Here is a 17,299-nt window from a genome sequence, read left to right as displayed (position 1 = left end):
TTCGTGGATCATTCCTCCGCTACGATCCTTGCCCGGGCCTGCCTCGAAACCTTCATCGTGTTCCATTGGATTTTCCGGAGTCAGGATCCTGGCCTGAGAAAATTTAGGCACGGGGTCTGGCGGTTGGGTGGTCTCAGAGATCGGCTCAGGCTGCACCCGTCCACTGAGCAGGCCAGGAAAACGATCGATGCCACACGACTACAGGTTGCACAGCAAGTCGCTGAGATCGAGGGGGCACCTTACCTTGGAGACTACAACGCTGAACAAGCAAAGCGGCTGCTCAAGGGGGAGTGGAGGGTAGGGTGGTCGTGGACGGACGAGGCGGTGAGGGCGGGCTTCAATAAGAAGTATTTCCAGAACGTCTACTCACATTTTTGCGGGTATGCCCATAGCTCCTACATCAGCTCTATGCAGATGGGGGAGGCTCAGTCGATGGAGGATCAGCGCATGCTGGCCCTGGTAGCTTTGCAGACCTCCGTGCACGTCATGGCGAGAACGGTGGCGTTCTATGCGGAGCTGTTCCCAAGAGGCCGGGCTGTCTTGGAATCGGCGCCGGCAGAGGCTCAGAAGGTGGCCTATTTCTGGGGCTTCACGAGTGAAGATATGGATCACCTTTTTGACGAGTGACAGGAGGTGAGGGCATGCCGCTTCGCGGCCAGGCTGTCGTAAACCGAGCCTCTGCGTTCCGCATCGTCTCGGCCCTTTCGGGCTGACATCCTTCATGCCTTCGCCCCTCCTGGCCTGCGCGCTCCGCTTGCCTAAGTAAGCCGTTCAAGGCGTACCGAGTCGCTCTCTTCGAATAGGTCTTGATGCGATTTCTGGGGGCTACTTGGTGCGGTTAATCGCCTAAGCCGAAAGCTTCTATCCCTGAGCGTGTGCGACGGTCTGCGGTTGATCCCAGCCTTTCACGAACCAACTCTCCTCTAAGGGTTCGACCCTAAGCACTTTAACAGTGGCGCATGGGAACGTTACCTCGTTATGGTTGGTCTGGTAATTTCTCAGGCGCTCAAATCGTGCTTCGATGTCACTGATGGTTGCGCAGTCTGCATACGCAGGATTCTCTAAAGGCGATACGATTTGGTACTCGGGATACCCAATGGTATCAGTAGTGCCAAGCAATTTATAATCGACCGAAGTATCGAAGCAGATGTATGTCACGAAATATCTCATGGTGCCCTACGCTTACCCGGAAATTTCGAATATTTTTGGGTTATTTGGATGATTCGTCAAGGCACGATTAGAACAGTCTCCCCAGAGCGTACTTATAAATCAGGCATCTGTCGTATCCATACGTCGCCGCTCAGTGTCTGATTGGCATGCCGCTAGCTGGCGGTAAGATTTGCTATTCATTGAAGGCTGTTAGAGACGAGCAGCAAATAAATCAAAATTGCACTCAAGGTTTCTCGAAAATTATCCGTTTATACAGTTGTGAGAAAATTTCGAGAGTATTATGACTTCCAGCAAGCCTCGCAAATCCAGTTTTTCGTTCAAGGCTGAGAAGTTTTTCACTTTCACTGGCGGGCTTGAAGAATACGAAGCGGCTGTGAAACTGGAAGCCTCAGGCCTCATCAATACATGGTTACATGATTTCAGAGTGGGGTATACACTCCCTCAAGCTGTACAGGTGGCTACAGACTTGAGCTATTCACTGGTTCATCTGGCTGATCAGCGGCATTCTGTCGACGCTGAGCGCAAGCTTTAACATCGAATCGCATGCTGGAATGGTCTTATAGCATTCTACCTGCCAATGCCCAAACCAGGTGTTGATGAAATGTATTCGGACATGTCTGGAGAAAAAATTATCGGGTATGGAACCTTCCATGACCCTGATCCGCTATTCGAATTCGAGGGTGCCAAAGACGCTGTCTTCGATTTGGCAATTATGCTCGAAGACGGAGTGGTTATAATGAAGTTCGGCTGGGTTGCGTGGATGCTTTATCCCTCTGAAGCTGAGTGGCTGGCCGATTAGCTATGGACTGCGGCGTTTTTGGCAGCAAAGCAAGCTGAAGGTGTCAGCTGATTTGGATTATCCATGCGATCCGGAGAAGGGCGATCCGCTCCGGAACGCATTAGGTAGACGGCACGAACCTGTAATTACTGAGCTTTACCAACGTTGCTCACAGCTGGCCCCAGTACGCTGACACGTATGCCATCTCTGCATTGACCATTGAAAGCAGTTTCGGATCTGCGTGGCCCGGGCCCGCGAATAGCTTGCTATTTTTTACGTCCAGTATGGCCATGCAGCAGCCATCTGGAGCGTCTGGTCTCAGAGAGTGCTCCATCAGGGCGAGCACTACATCAATCCTGAGCTTCTGCAGTTTTTCGTCTTTAAGGTACAGCTTGACGAAGTGAGGCACCCCGTCGACCATCAGGCCAAGCTCTGGTTTAACCGAAATGTCGATGTCACCTACCTGGTAGGTCACAGCGTAAGGTGCGTGCCATTCGATCTGCTTTCGCCCCCACCATCTCTCATACCCTTTAATCGCTCGAGGATAATTGCTTAGCTTCTTCTGGTCGCTGATCCGAGTGAGGATCGACTTGAGCTCCCCTTTATCTCCTCCCTTCTCATGGACAGCAACAATGCCCTCTCGAAGAGCCTTGTAGAAATCAGTAACCGGGCTGTAGGGCGGCCTGTTCTTGATCTCTGAAACCTTGTTGGCTTTTGGCGCTCCGGCTCTGGAAACAACCTCAACCACATCACCTAGTGTCAGCCTTGGCATTATCCCCTCCCATGAGAAAACGTCGGCGCAAGAGAGCGCAACGAATGACCTTACAATGCTAAAACGTAGCTCAAAAGGTACTGAGCGTTGCTAGATTCCGAAGGTTAGGGTGGGCCTGCCCCGTGATTCAGCTATCGAGTCTCAATGCCTGAGCTCGTCCAGACATAGGTCTTGGGAATGACCTGGCTCGGGGGAGATGAGGGCACAACCTGATTTACGTTCCGCAACGAGCGGATGATTGTACTGGTGCATCGAAATCGCTATGGTGAAGTGGTGACAACAACCGAGACTCCCTATGGACGATCAATCATCAGTACCTCAAGACGCCGTCGATTTGATGGATGAGCCTATGTCGCTAGATGCGATGACGGCTGAGCTCAAAGCCGAATTTGCCAGGCTGGAGCTAGCAGCGCAGGAGGAAGATAGCGAGGCCGTGCGCCGGGCCAAGTCAGCCTTGGATATGCTGGACGTTTCCCATCTTTCGGGCCGCAGTGCACGCTGCACTCTCACCGGCGCAATTGATCGAGCAATGCTCGCCCTAACCGCTCTCAGTGAGGTAGAGGGGCTTACTTCTGGCAGCTTGTTCAATCGCCACTCCCGCTACTGGTCAGCTGTTCTCGCCTACTGCCTCAGCGCCTTGGCAAAACTCAACTCCCTTCTTGCTCGTTCGCAACGAGCGTTCCTCCGCGCCCCCCTTCTCGCGGACGGCCCTGAGCTCAGCGGGTACAAACACCGCCTTCGTTGATTCCTTTCGAAAAATTTCTCCAATTTCGAACGGGATGACCATCATGAGCACCAACCATCGTTGCATTTGCGCTACCTGCTCCAGGGAAATGAAGCCGGGTCAGGATGTCGCGTCTATCGAGTCATACTACAAGCTGGCGATTGAACGTAATCAATCGCCTGGTAAACCGCCGAATGTTTCTCGCGCCTGGGGTGATCGGTTGCTCGAATGGGCCAAGGTCATAGTGAAGTTCGGCTACTTGCTGCTCGCATTTTTCAAGCTGTAGTCACTCTTCACCGCTCTCAGTCGTGGTCTTGATCCTAAGGGAGAAAAGGGCTGCCTCATCAGGGCCATTGCCAGCAGTACGACAATGGCCCTTTTTTCCTTTTGCCGGTGACTGGAGTGGCGTTGGCTCACCGCAGAAATTGGCCAGGCTGTCGCAAATCGAGCCTTGGCTCCGCCCAGTCTCGCCCCTCCGGGCTTCCATCCTTTTCGCCTGCCGCCCTAAAGGGCCTGCGAGCTCCGCTCGCTTAGGTAGGTGTTAGGAGCTGAGACAGCAAGGCTCAAGTTTGAGGTGTGGGCGTGGCGGAAACTGACACAGACGGCATCCGTTGAACAGGTTCTACAAACCGCGAATGTCCTATAGGAATGATGCGCGGTGAAAGCGTTCTGGCCATGGATTGGGAGCTCACCATTGGTCTGCTCGGGTATTCACGCCAGGCTTGAATTGGTTGACAGAGCGGGCTCAAATCCAAATACTGACCGAGGGGTATGCAAAACAGTCTTTCGGGTATGTTCCGTTTTGGAGCTCCGCGAAGCCGATTGCGGGACATACCAGCACTGGCAACCACGAGGTACGCGCTGTGGATAAGTACGTTGGACTGGATGTGATCATCATCGGAGGGGGAGCCGTTGGGATTTGCTCCGCCTACTTCCTGCAAAAGGCCGGAATGAGGGTCACCCTGATTGAGCAATCGAAGGTAGGCACTAAAGGGCCGCGTACCCCCTTCGTTGATTGCATCGGCAGCGGTGATAAGAGCTCAGAGCTGGCCAAGCGCGGGAAAGAGCTACTGTTCCCCCTCTTCGAGGATCTTGGTTACAACATGCGCCTGGTGAGCCGGTTCTGCTTCACCTCCCAGTCCACGATCACTGCCAACAGTGTGCGTCGAGGAACCTTGGGTGATGAGCTATCCATGCATGAGATGCTTATGGACTTGAGGAGTATCGTGAACGATCGAGGCGGGCGGATTTTTGAAGACCTCGAAGTAACGGAGCTTCTCGTGACTGGCGATAGGGTGGTCGGTGTGTCGACCTCCGCTGGGCAGTTCCTGGCAGATGAGACCGTCGTAGCTGCTGGTGCGCTCAGCTGCAGATTCGAGGGCTGTTTGAACCTTGATTTGGGGCTCAAGGAGGAGCGTGTGGCTGCAGGTGATGATCTGGTTGATGTTCCCGTTACACCTTTTGGTAAACCCTACGTGGGGCGGCCTGAGGGGGTACTCGGCGCAATCGTGGCCGTAGGGCATGACGTGAACGCGATCTGCGCTGTAGGTGTGGGGCAGGTCGTCGCGGAACTGGTATCCACGCCTGGTGCTGGAGTTGGCTACGAGCTGCGGCAAAAGATGCCAGCACAGGAAATACCCTGGGCTGGTGTTTGATTCCCAACAAAAAGGGCGCTGAGCGCCCTTTTTTGTTATGCCGTTTTCATGAGTCCGTTGGATCTTGTCTCAGGTGCCATGAGCACGGTAGCTATCAGGCCGATCAGCGATATTGCCGCAGCGGCATACATCGTTGGAGAAATGCCGAACGACGCTACGGACATTGGCACCAGGTAAATCCCGATAGCGGCACCCAGTTTGGAAAATGAAGTTCCGACGCCCAGGGCAGAGGCCCTGATAGAGGTCGGGAACAATTCCGTCGGGTAAACGAAGAGCAGAACCTGGGTGCCACCAATGCAGATGGCGTACACGCTGAACAGAATCAAAACGGCGACGGGGGAGGCCTCTGGGAAGGCCCCAAGCAGCAGCAGGGGGATTGTCGAGCCTATGAAGCTCTGGGTCAGCAATTGGCGCCTGCCCATCATGTTGAGCATCTTGGATGCCAGCATCGATCCGACAACGAAGAGCAGCATGATCATGATTGAGCCAAGGCTCGCCCAGCGCCCGGAGAGTGCCAGGGCCTGCATGACTTTAGGCGCAAAGATGTTGACCGCGTACAGAGGGATGATCGAGCAAGTCCAGAAGAGCGTCACGAACAGCATGTTGCGGCCATGGCCAGCGCTGAAAAGGGAGCGAAGTGACAGTTTTTTCTCTTCTTCCTCAGGCATGTCGCTGATTGAGTATTGCTGGCCGTAGACGCTTTTAACGATGTGATCTGCTGCCGCCAGGTTTCCGCGATCTGCCATCCAGCGAGGGGATTCTGGACTGCCCAGGCGCATGAAGAAGAACAGGGCGCATGGGATTCCTGCCGCCGCTAGCACTATCCTCCAGCTCTCATCACCCCAGGTGCTCATGATCAGCTCACCGCTGATGTAGGCAGTAGCCGAGCCCGCAAACCACATGATCACGAGCCCGCCGATCATGGGGGCGCGATGTTTCTTGGGCATGAACTCAGAGAGAATTGTGGAGGCCACTGGGTAATCCGCGCCTACTGCTACCCCGATGATGAAACGCAGCAGACACAGCGTCAGCGCTGTCTCGGCGAACATGTGCGCTACCGAGAAGACGAAAATCAGCACCGGATTAAGAAGGTACAGAAACTTTCTGCCGAAATTGTCGGTAATCCATCCCCCGAGCGTGCCGCCAAAGAACACTCCCAGAAGTGCAGCCGCAGCGATCAGGCCTTCCCACATTGTCGAGAGCTGCAGCTCGCCTGTGATCTGAGCAATAACGACACCAATCAAGCTCAGGACGTAGCCGGCAATGAAAGGACTACCTAGGGCTGAAAGGAAAATACGTTTGTGGGTACGCGTGAGCACCGCGTCATCAAGCGAGTGTGAACGAGCCATGAAAATATCCGAATTGTCTCTATGTACTGCTGCAGCGACAGCGGTAGAAATTTTTAGTCTTGTAAGAGAGAGCGTTCCGTTGGCCTGCAACGGATGGAGTCAACTGTGCATCGATTCTGACTGGGAGAGGGGGCGTAATTCATCCGCTGTACCTTTAGATTTATTTGGGCAGATGTATCAAAGGCTCAGGTAGCCAAGCTACGGCACCACCATTTTTTCGATGGTTGCTCGCGGGTTTCGAGCTCGTCCTGAGGAGAGGCACGATACCTGAAAAAACCCATTGGTCAAACATTCTGAATATCGGGTACGTTCATTTTGCTGGCTTCCACTGATCCTCGACGCCCCCCTTCCTGACCCACCTACGGCAGCTTCGCTCCTACTGCATTCACCACCTTTTGGGCACCACCTGGATGGCCTTCCGGATGCGATCAAGACCCATGAATCATTTTTACGTACCCGCTGGACAAAAAAATATACCTGGAATACAGTCGAACCATGCGATCGTCCAAGTGGGCGATGCAGGCACTCTCGATAGGAACCAGCAATGACTACAGAAAAGCGGTATTGGAGCACCTCGGTAAGCGATGTTGAGGAGTCCGCTGTCTACATCCGGGGTTACGACCTGGGCGACTTGATCGGCAAGCTGAGCTTCGCTTCGGCCACCTACTTGGTGATCCGTGGGCGCCTGCCGAATGCCGGCGAGTCCAAGATGATCGACGGCATCCTGTGCTCGGTTTTGGATTACGCGTTGAAGAAGCCAGGCACTGCAGCTGCCCGTTTCTGCGTTTCCAGCAACCCATCCATGGTCGCTGGCCTGGCCACTGCTGTGCTGTCCGCTGGTGAGTATTCGCTGGCCCCTGATCAGACTGGCAACTTCCTGAACGCCACCTTCTCGGCAGACACAAGCGACTTCGAAGCTTCTGCCAACGCCTTGGTGGAAGGGATGCGTGCTCGCAAGGAACGCGTGCCAGGCCTGGGTCACCCAGTCTTCCGTTACACCGACCCGCGTGCTCAGCAACTGAAGGCCCTGGCAGTCGATACGGGCGTATGGGGTGATATCTGTGAGTGGTATGAGGCGGTGCATAAGGCCTTCACCACCCAGGCCAACAAGCCCGAGATCGTGATCAACGAGGTCGGCATGATGGGGGCGATCCTGGCCCAGATGGGCTTTACCCCTGCAGAGATGACTGGCCTGGCTGTCATCTCCACCATGCCAGGTGTGGTCGCACACATTTCTGAGGAGCTGCAGAGCAAGGTGCGCATCCGCGCAATCAGCGACAGTGAGGTCGACTACGCTCGCGACCGTCGTAACTTTGCTGAAGATCTGGCGAAAAGCGGCCTTTAAGCGGTACTGCTGCCGCTCCTTGAGGCGGCAGCATTTTCATTGAAACTCTTTCGTTATGTACAACGGCATCATGTTGTACGAGATTGGTGGTATCAATATGGGAAGTCTTGCCAGTTCGTTTGCCACCAATGCCAATATTGAAAGCGGCTCATGCAAGTCGCTTGTTGTGCGTCGCACTGCGTTGGAATTATTCGTTACCAAGGGGTTTCAGTCAGTCAGCCTTCGGCAATTGGCCGATGCTGTGGGAATTCAGGCTGGCTCTTTGTACAACCACATTGAGAGCAAACAAACGCTTTTGTTTGACTTCATTGAGGAGCTTGACTCGCTGTTATTGCATGCGGTCATGAAGGAACTCAAAGGTCGCAGTAATGCGATTGATGCGCTCGGTGCCTTCGTCAAAACCTACATGAGCATAGCGCTTGAAAACCGCTCGCTTTATGTCCTGTCGCGACGTGAAACCTGCAACCTGATGGTTGATCAGCAGGCGGATATCAACAGAATCCGAGTTCGAGTTGAAGAGGTGTTGTCTGGTGTTATCGCTTCAGGTCGAAAAAAGGGCGTCTTTCATATCCAGGATGACCGTCTGACTGCAGGGACGATTTGCGCCACCTTGGATGGCGCGCTCACCAAGGAGTGGGGAAGCGACCTTTGTGTCGACTCTCTGGTGAGGCAGATCCAGAAATTCGTGCTTCAAGCTGTGACGAGTAAGTAGTAGTTGGCGCGAGCTACGCTTCATTTGCCGAAGCTCGCGTTCCCTCGGTTAATCCAAAAAGCTAGGTGAGACGATGAAAAAAAATAGCATTAAAGGTCTGCTGGGCATGGGCGCTTCGGTTTTGGCTCTGGCCATTTCGGCTTCTGCGGTGGCGGAGGATTGCAAGCCTCTGCACACCTTCAAGACCATCCAACCAGGCGAACTGACTGTTACTTCTGTAGTGTTGCCACCGTTTGCATATGATGACCAGGCTCGTCGCTTCAGCGGCGTGGACGGGGAAATCATTCAGCAGATTGCCAAGGACAACTGCCTGAAGGTCAATCACATCGTCACCGACTCCGCAGCTTCGATTCAGTACGTCGTGGCATCCCGTTCGGACATCTCCGTGGGCGCCTGGTACCGCACCTTCGAGCGCTCGAAGGTTATGGGCATCTCCGATCCTGTCTACCTGGAGCAGACCGCCATCTACTCGCGTGACGGCGCCGACACCTTCGATCAGCTTAAAGATCGCAAGGTCGGTACCGTAACTGGCTACCTCTGGGTACCGGAGCTGAAAAAACTCTACGGTGGCAAGCTGTCGCTGTATCCGAACGCTGTGGCGCTTTCTCAGGATCTGAACAGCGGGCGTATCGACGCTGCGGTCAACACCTATGCAATCGGCGCTGAAAGCCAGAAGAAAGGCGGTATCGGCAACGACATCCAGATCAAGGTCGCCAAGCCGGACGAGAAGGTGAAGTCCTCGGTCTATCCAGCCCAAACGGCGTTTATTTACAGCAAGGGCAACCCCGAGCTGGGCGCGGCCATCAACGCTACCATCAAAGGCATGCGTGAGTCGGGCAAGCTGGGCAGCCTGCTCACCGACCAGGGCCTGCGTGCTGATGGCGCGGACGTCGGCGAGCCTCGTTACGCTGACCAGTAATTGAGCTGAAACAAAAAGCGCCTCCTGTGAGGCGCTTTTTTTATTTCCGGTAACCGCCGGCCATCATGTCCACGTAGGTTTCGGCGATCTGCTCTGCTGTCATCTTGCCGTTCTCGTCGAACCAGGTGTGGAGCCAGTTACACATTCCCATGAAGCCGCTTACCGCGATGTGTGTGGGCACTGGCTTAAAGAAGCCTTCGTCCACGCCACGCTGGTAAACGCCTTCGATCATCTTGTCGTACTCACGCTTACGCTTGCGAATCAGCAGGCGCTGCGCTTCTTCAAGCTCGCTTTCGTCCCGGAAGTAGATCGCCGTCCAGTCCTTGCGCTGCATCACGTTGAGGGCGTGCTGGCACAGGATCTTCTTAAGGGTCTCATCAGTCGGCAGGTCTTCCTGCAGGATCCCTACGATCGTGTCTTCGTAGCACTGGTGCATGCGATTGAAGATTTGCCACAAGATCTCGTTCTTGTTCTTGAAGTAGTAGTAAACGACCGATTTCGTGTAGCCCAGGCTGGCCGCAACATCATTGATGGTGATGGCACGGAACCCTTTGTCAGCGAAAAGGGTAGCGGCGGAAGAGAGGATCTCGTCCTGGACGTAGGCTTGTTTTTTTTGTTTGAGTTGGTCGCGCATATCGACAGTATTCAAGGTAACCACCTGGATTAAGGTTAAAGATCGCTAGGCAGTTGAATTCTGCTCATGGCTGCTTCTTTGATGGCGTTCGGTATGGCCTTGGAAGTCCGCTGCTCGAGATCGAAATAGACAGAGGTCATTTGGATTTCTGCGCAGAGCTCATCGTTGGCGCTGAACATCTGATGGTGAGTGACAATAGAGGCATTACCCACTTTCTTAACCGTGCTCGCCACTTTGAACAGGTCACCGACCTTCAGTTCGGCCCTGTAGTCGATTTCGTAGCGAACATCTGCCCAGCCTTCCTTGCGCTCGAAGCGCCAATCAGCGTTATAGCCCAGCGAGTGGATCAGATGCCAGAAGGCCTGGTCGAAGGCTGCCACATAATACTGCACAGTCATGTGCCCCATTGCATCCGTTTGCGCAGGGTAAACAACACCTCGGTACGTGATTTCCATTCAGTCATCCACTCGATACTGGCATGCAATTGAGAGCGAATGAAGTGGTTCTTCACGCTCCTTGAATGTCCATTGTCAGTTTTATAGACCGATACGTCAATTTTTTTATCTTGTTAGTCTGTCTCGGTTTAGTGGCATTTAGGTGCCTATGAGAGCATGCAGGATCGTATGTAAGTGGCCAGAGAAACCGAGAGAGAGGGAGGAGGTAGAGGTTGAGCGGGGAGGGGGACGGGGGAAGAAAAAGGCCCCCTCTGACGAGCAGAGGGGGAAGCTGACACAACAAGAACTAGATTTCGCTGAGGATGACCTGGGCAGCATTGTGGCCAGGAACACCCGTTACACCACCGCCAGGGTGAGTCGATGCACCGCACTGATACAGACCGGCGATCGGCGACCGATAGTCGGCGTAGTGGGCAATAGGGCGACGGAAGAAGATCTGGTCGATGCTCAGTTCACCGTGGTGAACATGGCCGTCTGGGAGGTCGAACATCGCCTCGAGGTCAGACGGTACCAACACCTGTTTATGCAGTACCAGCTCACGGAAACCAGGTGCGTAGCGCTCGATCTGATTGACCACGATGTTGAAGAGCTCCTCCTTCGTGGTCTCGTCCCATGGCCGGCCATCCCGAAGGGCGTAAGGCACGTGACCGCCCAGCAGGCTCAGCGTGTGTTTGCCTTCAGGGGCTGCAGTCGGATCGAACACGCTTGGGGTCAGAATCCACATATAGGGATGCTTCGCCATCTCACCGTGCTGAGCCGATTCATACGCGGTCTGCAGCTCTTCCAGGTTCTCGGCGATCGTGATCGAGCCAGGAGTCTGATTGTCCGAAGCCTTCAGGCCTTGCCATTTGGGCAGACCGGACAGTGCCATGTTGATCTTGAAGGTGCTCGCCTTGGTGCGAATGCGCTTCACGGCATCAATGACTGCCGGCGGCAGATCCTGAGGTTTAAGCAGTCGCAAGAACAAGGTCTTCGCGTTCGCGTTGCTGACGACAGACTTGGCGTGGATGATCTCACCACTTTCCAGGCGCACCCCAACTGCCCGTTTGTCTTTGACAACGATCTCTTTCACGGGAGCGCTGCAGCGGATGGTGACACCTTGATCCAAGCACGATTGCTTGATGGCGTTCGCCAGGGCGCCCATACCCCCTTTAACCAGGCCTCCTGGGCCGGCTTTAGTGGTGCCGTCTCGCAAGTATGGGCGCGCGAGCACATACGCGGTTCCAGGAACCATAGGGCCAATGTTGCCACCGCTGCCGGAGGTGTAGCAGCCGAACATGGTGAGCACCTGAGGGCTCTCGAACCAGCGGCGCAGGAAGTCGTGGCAGCTCAGCGTCAGCAAATCCCAAATGTCGTAGAACATTGGGCCTGCCGATTTCATGCGCCACAGAAGGGCAGCTGACTTGGTGAGATCTTTCACCTTACCGGTCGAGATGTCGACCGGTACTTCGAACAGCAGCTTGCGAAGGTGGCCCACGAGTTTCTTCATGTGCTCGACATAGCCCGGGTAGGCATCCGCATCTTTCTCGGAGTACCGGCGGATCTCAGCACACATGCGGTCGACGTCCGACCAGTGAGTGACGACCGAGCCATCTTGGAATGGATGGATGCCCGGCGGGGTCGGAATCACTTCGACGCCATATTTGAGCAGGTCAAGGTCAAGCATGATCTTGGGCTGCATCAACGACATCCAATAGGATGCAACCGAAAGGTGGAAACCGGGCCAAAGCTCCTCGGTGAGAGCTGCTCCGCCTACGATGTTACGCCTTTCGACCACGCAGACCTTTTTCCCAGCCTTGGCCAGGTACGCAGCGCATACCAGGCCGTTGTGGCCGGCGCCGACAATTACAGCATCGAATTGAGACATTCTGGCAACTCGCTTATTTACTTCGGTTGACGTGGTACTACTGCGAAGCCATCGATTTCGATCAGTACGGCTGGGTCGTAGAGCATCGGTACGGTGACCAAGGCGCTCGCTGGCGGGCACGCCTCGTTCACATATGAGTTTCGCACCTTCTTGAAGATAGGGAGCATCGACGGCTCGAAGTGCGCGACGTAGGTGGTGAGCTTGGCGACTGCTTCGAAGCCTACCCCGGCCTCGGCCAGAGTGGCCTTCAAATTTTCAAATACTGCTCGAACCTGAGCTTCGAAATCACCCTTGACCACGTCGCCATTGCTATCCGTTGGGCAATGGCCGCTCAAGAAAAGAATCTCGCCTTCCCCCGAAAGGGTGGCAGTGGATACGCCAGGGAAGCCCGCGCCCACGTTTACTGCCTTGATCATCCGTTGCTCCTCACATCGTTTCTTGGAGTTGGAGGTGTGAGTCACCTCTGATTGTTCTCGCCATACTAAAAAACTGACCAGCGGGTATAATCTATACAACAGACCTTCAGCGTGCAAGGGGCGCGTGAGCAGATTCCGTCGCACCTTCATGGAGCGCTATGCCGCTATCTGGTGCGGCCTGGGGCGTACCTCAAAGCGTCTGATTGACGGCGTACCAACACCGCTGCGACCTATTGACACGACGCAAGATTCAATCATACTGACTCAACGGTCTAATTTTTAATACGACCGGTTGGTTTTTCCGAAAGCTCCGTTCGAAGCGGGGCACATAACAATCGCGGAGCTTTTCTCATGGGTGTTCGTGTCAATTTCATCAACCCCTTCGGTACGCCGGCCTACAACGGTTTGATCTCTGAAACCCTGACGCCGTACCTCAACCAGGGGAACGAGCTGGTGGTCACCAATACCGAAAACGTTCCTGAAAACTGCGACTGGTGGTACCCAAAGCACCTGGTCGAAGAGGAGCTTTTCGAGTGCGTGATCCAGGCTGAGAAAGATGGCTTCGATGCCGTGATCATTGGTTGCTGCAATGATCCAGGCGTTCGTGCGGCCCGTGAGTTGGTTGACATTCCAGTCATCGGCCCGCTTGAAGCCGCGATGCAGCACGTCAGCTATTTCGGCTACGACTACCTGCTGGTCACCGACCACCGCAAATCTGCCGCGTACATGAAAGACCTGGTACGTCTGTATGGGGCTGAGCAGCAGTGCCGCGACGTGCGTTACATCGACTGGCACATCACCGACATGATCAAAGACCTGGAAGGCGTCGCACGTGATGCGCTTTCGGCGTCTGAAAAGGCCCGCGAGGTCGGCGGCGTAGAAGCCGTCATTCTGTCCTGCACCATCATTTCTGCAGCAACAGAGAAATGGCTGCTCAGCAACGGCCAGTACCGCGACCCCACTATCCTCAATCCCAACACCTTCGCACTGAAGATGGCGGAGTCGCTGGGTCTTCTGAAGCAGATGGGCGCATACGGCATCAGCCGCATCGGGTACTACGAGCAAATGACCCAGAAACGTCCAGAAGAATTTGCTGAGGTTCGTGAGCGTTTCGGACGTCGTCAGCGCTTCACTAAATAAGTCTGTTTGAGGGGCTGCGTCCTTCGACCCGGCCCCGTGATGTGGAGATAACCATGTTTGACCTCAAAGGCCGCGTAGCGGTCATCACCGGCGGTGAGTCCGGTATCGGCTTAGCGCTTTCCAAGACGTTCGCAGCTGCAGGCGTGAAAACTGTCATTGGCGGGATTCTCGCTGAGCGCGGTGAGGCCGTTGCTCGTGAGCTGGCAGAAACCGGCGCTGAAGTTCGGTTCGTCAAGGTAGATGTACGCAACCAGGCAGAAGTGGAAGCGCTGGTGCAGGGCGCTGTCGACCAATATGGCCGCGTCGACATTCTGGTCAACAATGCCGGCGTCTTCGACGGTATGGCTGATATCGAGGAGACCACCGAGAACCTGTGGGATCACATGGTTGATATCAACCTCAAAGGCACCTTCTTCGGCTGCCAGGCCGCGATCAAGCACATGGTCAAGCAGAACTATGGTCGGATCATCAACACCTCGTCCATTGGTGGCCTGATCGGTGGTGCCGACGGCGCTTCCTACACCGCTTCGAAATTTGGTGTGGTTGGCCTGACCCGTCAAATCAGCAAGACGCATGCGAAGCACAACATCACCGTCAACGCAGTCTGCCCTGGTGCGATCGACACTGATGTTCGCGGCAACTCGGCTGCGATCGTTAGCTCTGCTGCAGAGTTCATGAACCGTGGTGTCGGTGCGAATCCTGAATGGATCACCCGAATCATCCCAGCTCAGCGCAAAGGTACTGCGCAGGAGATCGCGAACCTCATTTATTTCCTGGCCACTGAAGAGGCGAGCTACATCACTGGCCAAGCTATTGCTGCGGACGGAGGGTGGACTGCATGAGCCAATTCAACGACTTCAACGACGTCGAGAAAGAGATTCTCGAAACCGTTCGTAAGTACATCGCCAAAGAAGTGCGGCCCAACGTCCAGCAGCTTGAACTGAGCAAGACGTTCCCGGCAGAGATGCTCGCTGCGATGAAGGAAATGGGCCTGTTCGGTCTGGCCATCCCGGAAGAGTACGGCGGATACCAATTGCGTTTGCCGGTGTTCGCTGCCGTGATGGAAACCATTGCCGCCGGCTGGACAACCTTGGCTGCCTTCATCAACAGCCACTGCACCGTGGCGTATGCGATCAGCAAGCACGGTACCGAAGAGCAAAAGCGTCAATACCTGCCTTTGATGGCGACCGGTGAGCACCGTGGCGCACTCTGCCTGACCGAGCCAGCAGCTGGCTCTGACCTGCAGTCGATCACCACCGTTGCGTCGTCTGACGAATCGGACTTCGTGATCAACGGCACCAAGATCTTCGTAACCAATGGTGAGCGTGCCACGCTGCTGCTGACGTTGGCTCGTACTAGCGTCGATGCCGAAACTGGTCGTCCACGTCTGAGTCTGTTCCTGGTCGAAAAAACTTTCCCAGGCGTCACTGTGGAAAGCGAATTCCACAAGATGGCCTACACCCAAGTCGACACTGTCGAGATCCTGCTTTCCAAGGTCAAAGTGCCTGCGACTGCTGTCGTCGGTGGCAAAACTGGTCTGGGCATGCGCCACCTGCTGGACTCGCTCGAAGTCGGTCGTATCGCTATCGCTGCTAGTGCTGTTGGCTTGGCCGCGAATGCCCTTGCAGAAGCCAAGCGCTATGCAAGCGAGCGTAGCTCCTTCGGCGTGACCATCGACAAGCACCAGGCCGTTCAGCTGCGTATGGCCGACATGGCCACCAAGCTGGTCGCTGCTCGCCTGATGACCGCAGAAGCGGCTCGTGCGAAGGAAGCGGGTCATCGCGCAGACATGCTGTCTGGTATGGCCAAGCTCCTCGCTAGCGAATCGGCCAAGGAAATCTGTGAAGACGCGCTGCGTATCCACGGCGGCTACGGCTACATCAACGAGTTTCCGGTAGAGCGCCTGTACCGCGAAGCGCCTCTCTACATCGTGGGTGAAGGCACCAACGATATTCAGAAGATCGTCATCGCTCGTCGCATCATCGACGGTAGCGAAGTGGACGCCCTGGGGCTGCCAGCATGACCACGACCGTCTGCTTGACTTTCGACTTCGATGGTGTGGCCATCTGGCTCAGCACCTTCAACCAGGTTTCGCCCACTCCGCTTTCGCGGGGTGAGTACGGCGCTAACGTGGGTATGCCGAGGCTCCTGGATGTTCTGAAACGTCGTGGGGTGCCAGCCACCTTCTTCGTGCCAGCGCACACGGCGACCTCCTATCCAGACCTGGTGAAGCAGGTCGTAACGGACGGTCACGAGGTCGCGTGCCACGGATTCTTGCATGAGTCTCCTGTGAACCTGGAACTGGCCGAGGAGCGTGAGCTGCTGGCCAAGAGCATCAAGGTTCTGCAGGACGTCACAGGCGTGCGGCCCCAGGGTTACCGTTCGCCGGCTTGGGACTTGAGCCCGAACACCATCCCTTTGCTGGAAGAGTTCGAGCTTCGCTACGACAGCAGCATGATGTCGAACGACTTTGCACTGTTCTATGCGCGTACTGGTGATGTCCTTACCGAAGAAGGTTTCACAAAAGGCCCCGAAAGTTCGGTGGTCGAGTTCCCTGTTGCTTGGGAGCTTGATGACTATCCGTACTTCCAGTTCATGGTGAAACCGATGAACACCGGCAATCGCCTGCCTTCGGATGTTTACAAGTATTGGGCTGCCGAGTTTGATGCCGCACGCGCTCAAAACGGTGTGTTCACTCTGACTTGCCATCCGGAAATTATTGGACGCGGCCCACGTATCAAGATGTTGGAAGAATTGATCGAGTACATGCAGAGCTTCGATGATGTTGTGTTCTCGACCATGATCAACGCTGTACCCCTGATTAATAAATAAAGGCTGGAGATAATCATGACTGCTGCTGTTAAACAAGAAGCTGGTATCGGCCAAAACGCTCTCTACTTCGATGAGCTGTATGAAGGTCAAGAGTGGAACTCCCCACGTCGCACTATCACCGAAGCAGACATCGTGATGTTTGCAGCACTCACCGGTGACCATAACCCGGTGCACACTGACGAGGAGTTCGCCAAGAACACCGTATTCGGCGGTCGTATCCTCCATGGCCCAGCTGGTTTCGCAATCGCAACCGGTCTGGAAAGCCGCCTGGGCATCAAGGAAGGCACTGCAATTGCATTCCTTGGCATGACTTGGGATCTGCGTGGCCCGATCAAGATCGGCGACACTATCCATGTCAACCAGAAGGTCGGCTCCAAGCGTGAGACCAAGAAGCCAGGCGTGGGTATCGTCAACTTCCAGGTGGCTCTGGTGAACCAGCGCGGCGAGTCGGTTCAAGAAGGCGAGTGGAAGGTCATGATGCACTGCAAGCCTGAGTAATTGATTTGCCCGCCCGCTAACGTACTATTTTTG

Annotated in this window: 20 protein-coding genes; 14 read left to right on the top strand and 6 right to left on the bottom strand. The window is 55.1% G+C overall.

Annotation, left to right across the window (positions count from 1 at the left end; genetic code table 11):
• The first annotated feature begins 3 nt into the window (after positions 1-3).
• The 3 genes from AC3WLP_RS00955 to AC3WLP_RS00945 all read left to right on the top strand — a co-directional run bounded on the left by AC3WLP_RS00955 (position 4) and on the right by AC3WLP_RS00945 (position 1,969).
• Complete coding sequence (locus tag AC3WLP_RS00955; protein ID WP_143516709.1) at positions 4-627, top strand: DUF5677 domain-containing protein; 624 nt, start codon at positions 4-6, stop codon at positions 625-627.
• 823 nt (positions 628-1,450) lie between these two features.
• A complete protein-coding gene (locus AC3WLP_RS00950) occupies positions 1,451-1,702 on the top strand; it encodes a hypothetical protein (RefSeq protein WP_110606646.1) in 252 nt (83 codons plus the stop codon).
• A gap of 69 nt (positions 1,703-1,771) precedes the next feature.
• Positions 1,772-1,969, top strand: coding sequence for a hypothetical protein (locus tag AC3WLP_RS00945; RefSeq protein WP_088512402.1), 198 nt, complete (start codon positions 1,772-1,774; stop codon positions 1,967-1,969).
• Positions 1,970-2,117: 148 nt separating this feature from the next.
• On the opposite strand, the gene AC3WLP_RS00940 is transcribed toward AC3WLP_RS00945, so the two are convergent.
• Complete coding sequence (locus tag AC3WLP_RS00940; RefSeq protein WP_088512401.1) at positions 2,118-2,720, bottom strand: hypothetical protein; 603 nt, start codon at positions 2,718-2,720, stop codon at positions 2,118-2,120.
• A 295-nt stretch (positions 2,721-3,015) separates the two neighbouring features.
• On the opposite strand from AC3WLP_RS00940, the gene AC3WLP_RS00935 reads away from it, so the two are divergent.
• The 3 genes from AC3WLP_RS00935 (at position 3,016) to AC3WLP_RS00925 (ending at position 5,099) form a co-directional block, all read left to right on the top strand.
• Positions 3,016-3,465 carry a hypothetical protein gene (locus AC3WLP_RS00935; protein WP_143516708.1) on the top strand — a complete coding sequence of 150 codons (450 nt, stop codon included), beginning with the start codon at positions 3,016-3,018 and terminating at the stop codon, positions 3,463-3,465.
• 43 nt (positions 3,466-3,508) lie between these two features.
• Positions 3,509-3,730, top strand: coding sequence for a hypothetical protein (locus AC3WLP_RS00930; RefSeq protein WP_143516707.1), 222 nt, complete (start codon positions 3,509-3,511; stop codon positions 3,728-3,730).
• 577 nt (positions 3,731-4,307) lie between these two features.
• Positions 4,308-5,099, top strand: a complete 792-nt coding sequence (locus AC3WLP_RS00925) for an FAD-dependent oxidoreductase (RefSeq protein WP_207238214.1) — start codon at positions 4,308-4,310, stop codon at positions 5,097-5,099.
• A 35-nt stretch (positions 5,100-5,134) separates the two neighbouring features.
• Here the strand turns inward: AC3WLP_RS00925 and AC3WLP_RS00920 are convergent, their stop codons facing one another.
• Positions 5,135-6,448 (bottom strand): MFS transporter, encoded by a 1,314-nt coding sequence (locus tag AC3WLP_RS00920; RefSeq protein ID WP_178085884.1) that lies wholly within the window; start codon positions 6,446-6,448, stop codon positions 5,135-5,137.
• 544 nt (positions 6,449-6,992) lie between these two features.
• Between AC3WLP_RS00920 and AC3WLP_RS00915 the strand changes: the two genes are divergently transcribed.
• The 3 genes from AC3WLP_RS00915 to AC3WLP_RS00905 all read left to right on the top strand — a co-directional run bounded on the left by AC3WLP_RS00915 (position 6,993) and on the right by AC3WLP_RS00905 (position 9,424).
• A complete protein-coding gene (locus AC3WLP_RS00915; RefSeq protein ID WP_088512399.1) occupies positions 6,993-7,793 on the top strand; it encodes a citryl-CoA lyase in 801 nt (266 codons plus the stop codon).
• 55 nt (positions 7,794-7,848) lie between these two features.
• A complete protein-coding gene (locus AC3WLP_RS00910; protein WP_088512398.1) occupies positions 7,849-8,505 on the top strand; it encodes a TetR/AcrR family transcriptional regulator in 657 nt (218 codons plus the stop codon).
• A gap of 73 nt (positions 8,506-8,578) precedes the next feature.
• Complete coding sequence (locus AC3WLP_RS00905) at positions 8,579-9,424, top strand: substrate-binding periplasmic protein (RefSeq protein WP_088512397.1); 846 nt, start codon at positions 8,579-8,581, stop codon at positions 9,422-9,424.
• Between the two features lie 40 nt (positions 9,425-9,464).
• On the opposite strand, the gene AC3WLP_RS00900 is transcribed toward AC3WLP_RS00905, so the two are convergent.
• From AC3WLP_RS00900 to AC3WLP_RS00885, 4 genes are all read right to left on the bottom strand, one after another.
• Complete coding sequence (locus AC3WLP_RS00900; protein ID WP_258535892.1) at positions 9,465-10,073, bottom strand: TetR/AcrR family transcriptional regulator; 609 nt, start codon at positions 10,071-10,073, stop codon at positions 9,465-9,467.
• 20 nt (positions 10,074-10,093) lie between these two features.
• Entirely contained in the window at positions 10,094-10,513 is a 420-nt protein-coding gene (locus tag AC3WLP_RS00895; RefSeq protein ID WP_088512395.1) for an acyl-CoA thioesterase, read from the bottom strand.
• A gap of 286 nt (positions 10,514-10,799) precedes the next feature.
• Positions 10,800-12,380, bottom strand: coding sequence for a phytoene desaturase family protein (locus tag AC3WLP_RS00890; RefSeq protein WP_088512394.1), 1,581 nt, complete (start codon positions 12,378-12,380; stop codon positions 10,800-10,802).
• A 17-nt stretch (positions 12,381-12,397) separates the two neighbouring features.
• Positions 12,398-12,796: a RidA family protein gene (locus tag AC3WLP_RS00885; protein WP_088512393.1), complete on the bottom strand. Its 399-nt coding sequence runs from the start codon at positions 12,794-12,796 to the stop codon at positions 12,398-12,400.
• Positions 12,797-13,147: 351 nt separating this feature from the next.
• Between AC3WLP_RS00885 and AC3WLP_RS00880 the strand changes: the two genes are divergently transcribed.
• From AC3WLP_RS00880 to AC3WLP_RS00860, 5 genes are read left to right on the top strand one after another with little or no spacing between them, the layout of a single operon-like run.
• Positions 13,148-13,936: an aspartate/glutamate racemase family protein gene (locus tag AC3WLP_RS00880; protein ID WP_088512392.1), complete on the top strand. Its 789-nt coding sequence runs from the start codon at positions 13,148-13,150 to the stop codon at positions 13,934-13,936.
• A gap of 53 nt (positions 13,937-13,989) precedes the next feature.
• Entirely contained in the window at positions 13,990-14,778 is a 789-nt protein-coding gene (locus AC3WLP_RS00875; RefSeq protein ID WP_088512391.1) for an SDR family NAD(P)-dependent oxidoreductase, read from the top strand.
• The gene (locus tag AC3WLP_RS00870; RefSeq protein ID WP_088512390.1) at positions 14,775-15,959 is read left to right on the top strand and encodes an acyl-CoA dehydrogenase family protein; all 1,185 of its coding nucleotides are present in this window, start codon (positions 14,775-14,777) and stop codon (positions 15,957-15,959) included. The genes AC3WLP_RS00875 and AC3WLP_RS00870 overlap by 4 nt, the downstream gene beginning before the upstream one ends.
• Entirely contained in the window at positions 15,956-16,768 is an 813-nt protein-coding gene (locus AC3WLP_RS00865) for a polysaccharide deacetylase family protein (protein WP_088512389.1), read from the top strand. The genes AC3WLP_RS00870 and AC3WLP_RS00865 overlap by 4 nt, the downstream gene beginning before the upstream one ends.
• Positions 16,769-16,783: 15 nt before the next feature.
• Entirely contained in the window at positions 16,784-17,266 is a 483-nt protein-coding gene (locus AC3WLP_RS00860) for a MaoC/PaaZ C-terminal domain-containing protein (protein ID WP_042571930.1), read from the top strand.
• The last annotated feature ends 33 nt before the right edge of the window (positions 17,267-17,299 follow it).

The organism is Pseudomonas sp. FW305-E2 (assembly GCF_058782925.1).
Note: the sequence above shows the minus strand (reverse complement) of the source record. Positions and strands in the feature narration are given on the sequence as shown.

Excerpts from the sequence above, each read along its gene's own strand:
- AC3WLP_RS00950 (WP_110606646.1), top strand. The coding sequence starts at position 1,451 with ATGACTTCCAGCAAGCCTCGCAAATCCAGTTTTTCGTTCAAGGCTGAG.
- AC3WLP_RS00945 (WP_088512402.1), top strand. The coding sequence starts at position 1,772 with ATGTATTCGGACATGTCTGGAGAAAAAATTATCGGGTATGGAACCTTC.
- AC3WLP_RS00940 (WP_088512401.1), bottom strand. The coding sequence starts at position 2,720 with ATGCCAAGGCTGACACTAGGTGATGTGGTTGAGGTTGTTTCCAGAGCC.
- AC3WLP_RS00935 (WP_143516708.1), top strand. The coding sequence starts at position 3,016 with ATGGACGATCAATCATCAGTACCTCAAGACGCCGTCGATTTGATGGAT.
- AC3WLP_RS00930 (WP_143516707.1), top strand. The coding sequence starts at position 3,509 with ATGAGCACCAACCATCGTTGCATTTGCGCTACCTGCTCCAGGGAAATG.
- AC3WLP_RS00920 (WP_178085884.1), bottom strand. The coding sequence starts at position 6,448 with ATGGCTCGTTCACACTCGCTTGATGACGCGGTGCTCACGCGTACCCAC.
- AC3WLP_RS00915 (WP_088512399.1), top strand. The coding sequence starts at position 6,993 with ATGACTACAGAAAAGCGGTATTGGAGCACCTCGGTAAGCGATGTTGAG.
- AC3WLP_RS00910 (WP_088512398.1), top strand. The coding sequence starts at position 7,849 with ATGTACAACGGCATCATGTTGTACGAGATTGGTGGTATCAATATGGGA.
- AC3WLP_RS00905 (WP_088512397.1), top strand. The coding sequence starts at position 8,579 with ATGAAAAAAAATAGCATTAAAGGTCTGCTGGGCATGGGCGCTTCGGTT.
- AC3WLP_RS00895 (WP_088512395.1), bottom strand. The coding sequence starts at position 10,513 with ATGGAAATCACGTACCGAGGTGTTGTTTACCCTGCGCAAACGGATGCA.
- AC3WLP_RS00890 (WP_088512394.1), bottom strand. The coding sequence starts at position 12,380 with ATGTCTCAATTCGATGCTGTAATTGTCGGCGCCGGCCACAACGGCCTG.
- AC3WLP_RS00885 (WP_088512393.1), bottom strand. The coding sequence starts at position 12,796 with ATGATCAAGGCAGTAAACGTGGGCGCGGGCTTCCCTGGCGTATCCACT.
- AC3WLP_RS00880 (WP_088512392.1), top strand. The coding sequence starts at position 13,148 with ATGGGTGTTCGTGTCAATTTCATCAACCCCTTCGGTACGCCGGCCTAC.
- AC3WLP_RS00875 (WP_088512391.1), top strand. The coding sequence starts at position 13,990 with ATGTTTGACCTCAAAGGCCGCGTAGCGGTCATCACCGGCGGTGAGTCC.
- AC3WLP_RS00870 (WP_088512390.1), top strand. The coding sequence starts at position 14,775 with ATGAGCCAATTCAACGACTTCAACGACGTCGAGAAAGAGATTCTCGAA.
- AC3WLP_RS00865 (WP_088512389.1), top strand. The coding sequence starts at position 15,956 with ATGACCACGACCGTCTGCTTGACTTTCGACTTCGATGGTGTGGCCATC.
- AC3WLP_RS00860 (WP_042571930.1), top strand. The coding sequence starts at position 16,784 with ATGACTGCTGCTGTTAAACAAGAAGCTGGTATCGGCCAAAACGCTCTC.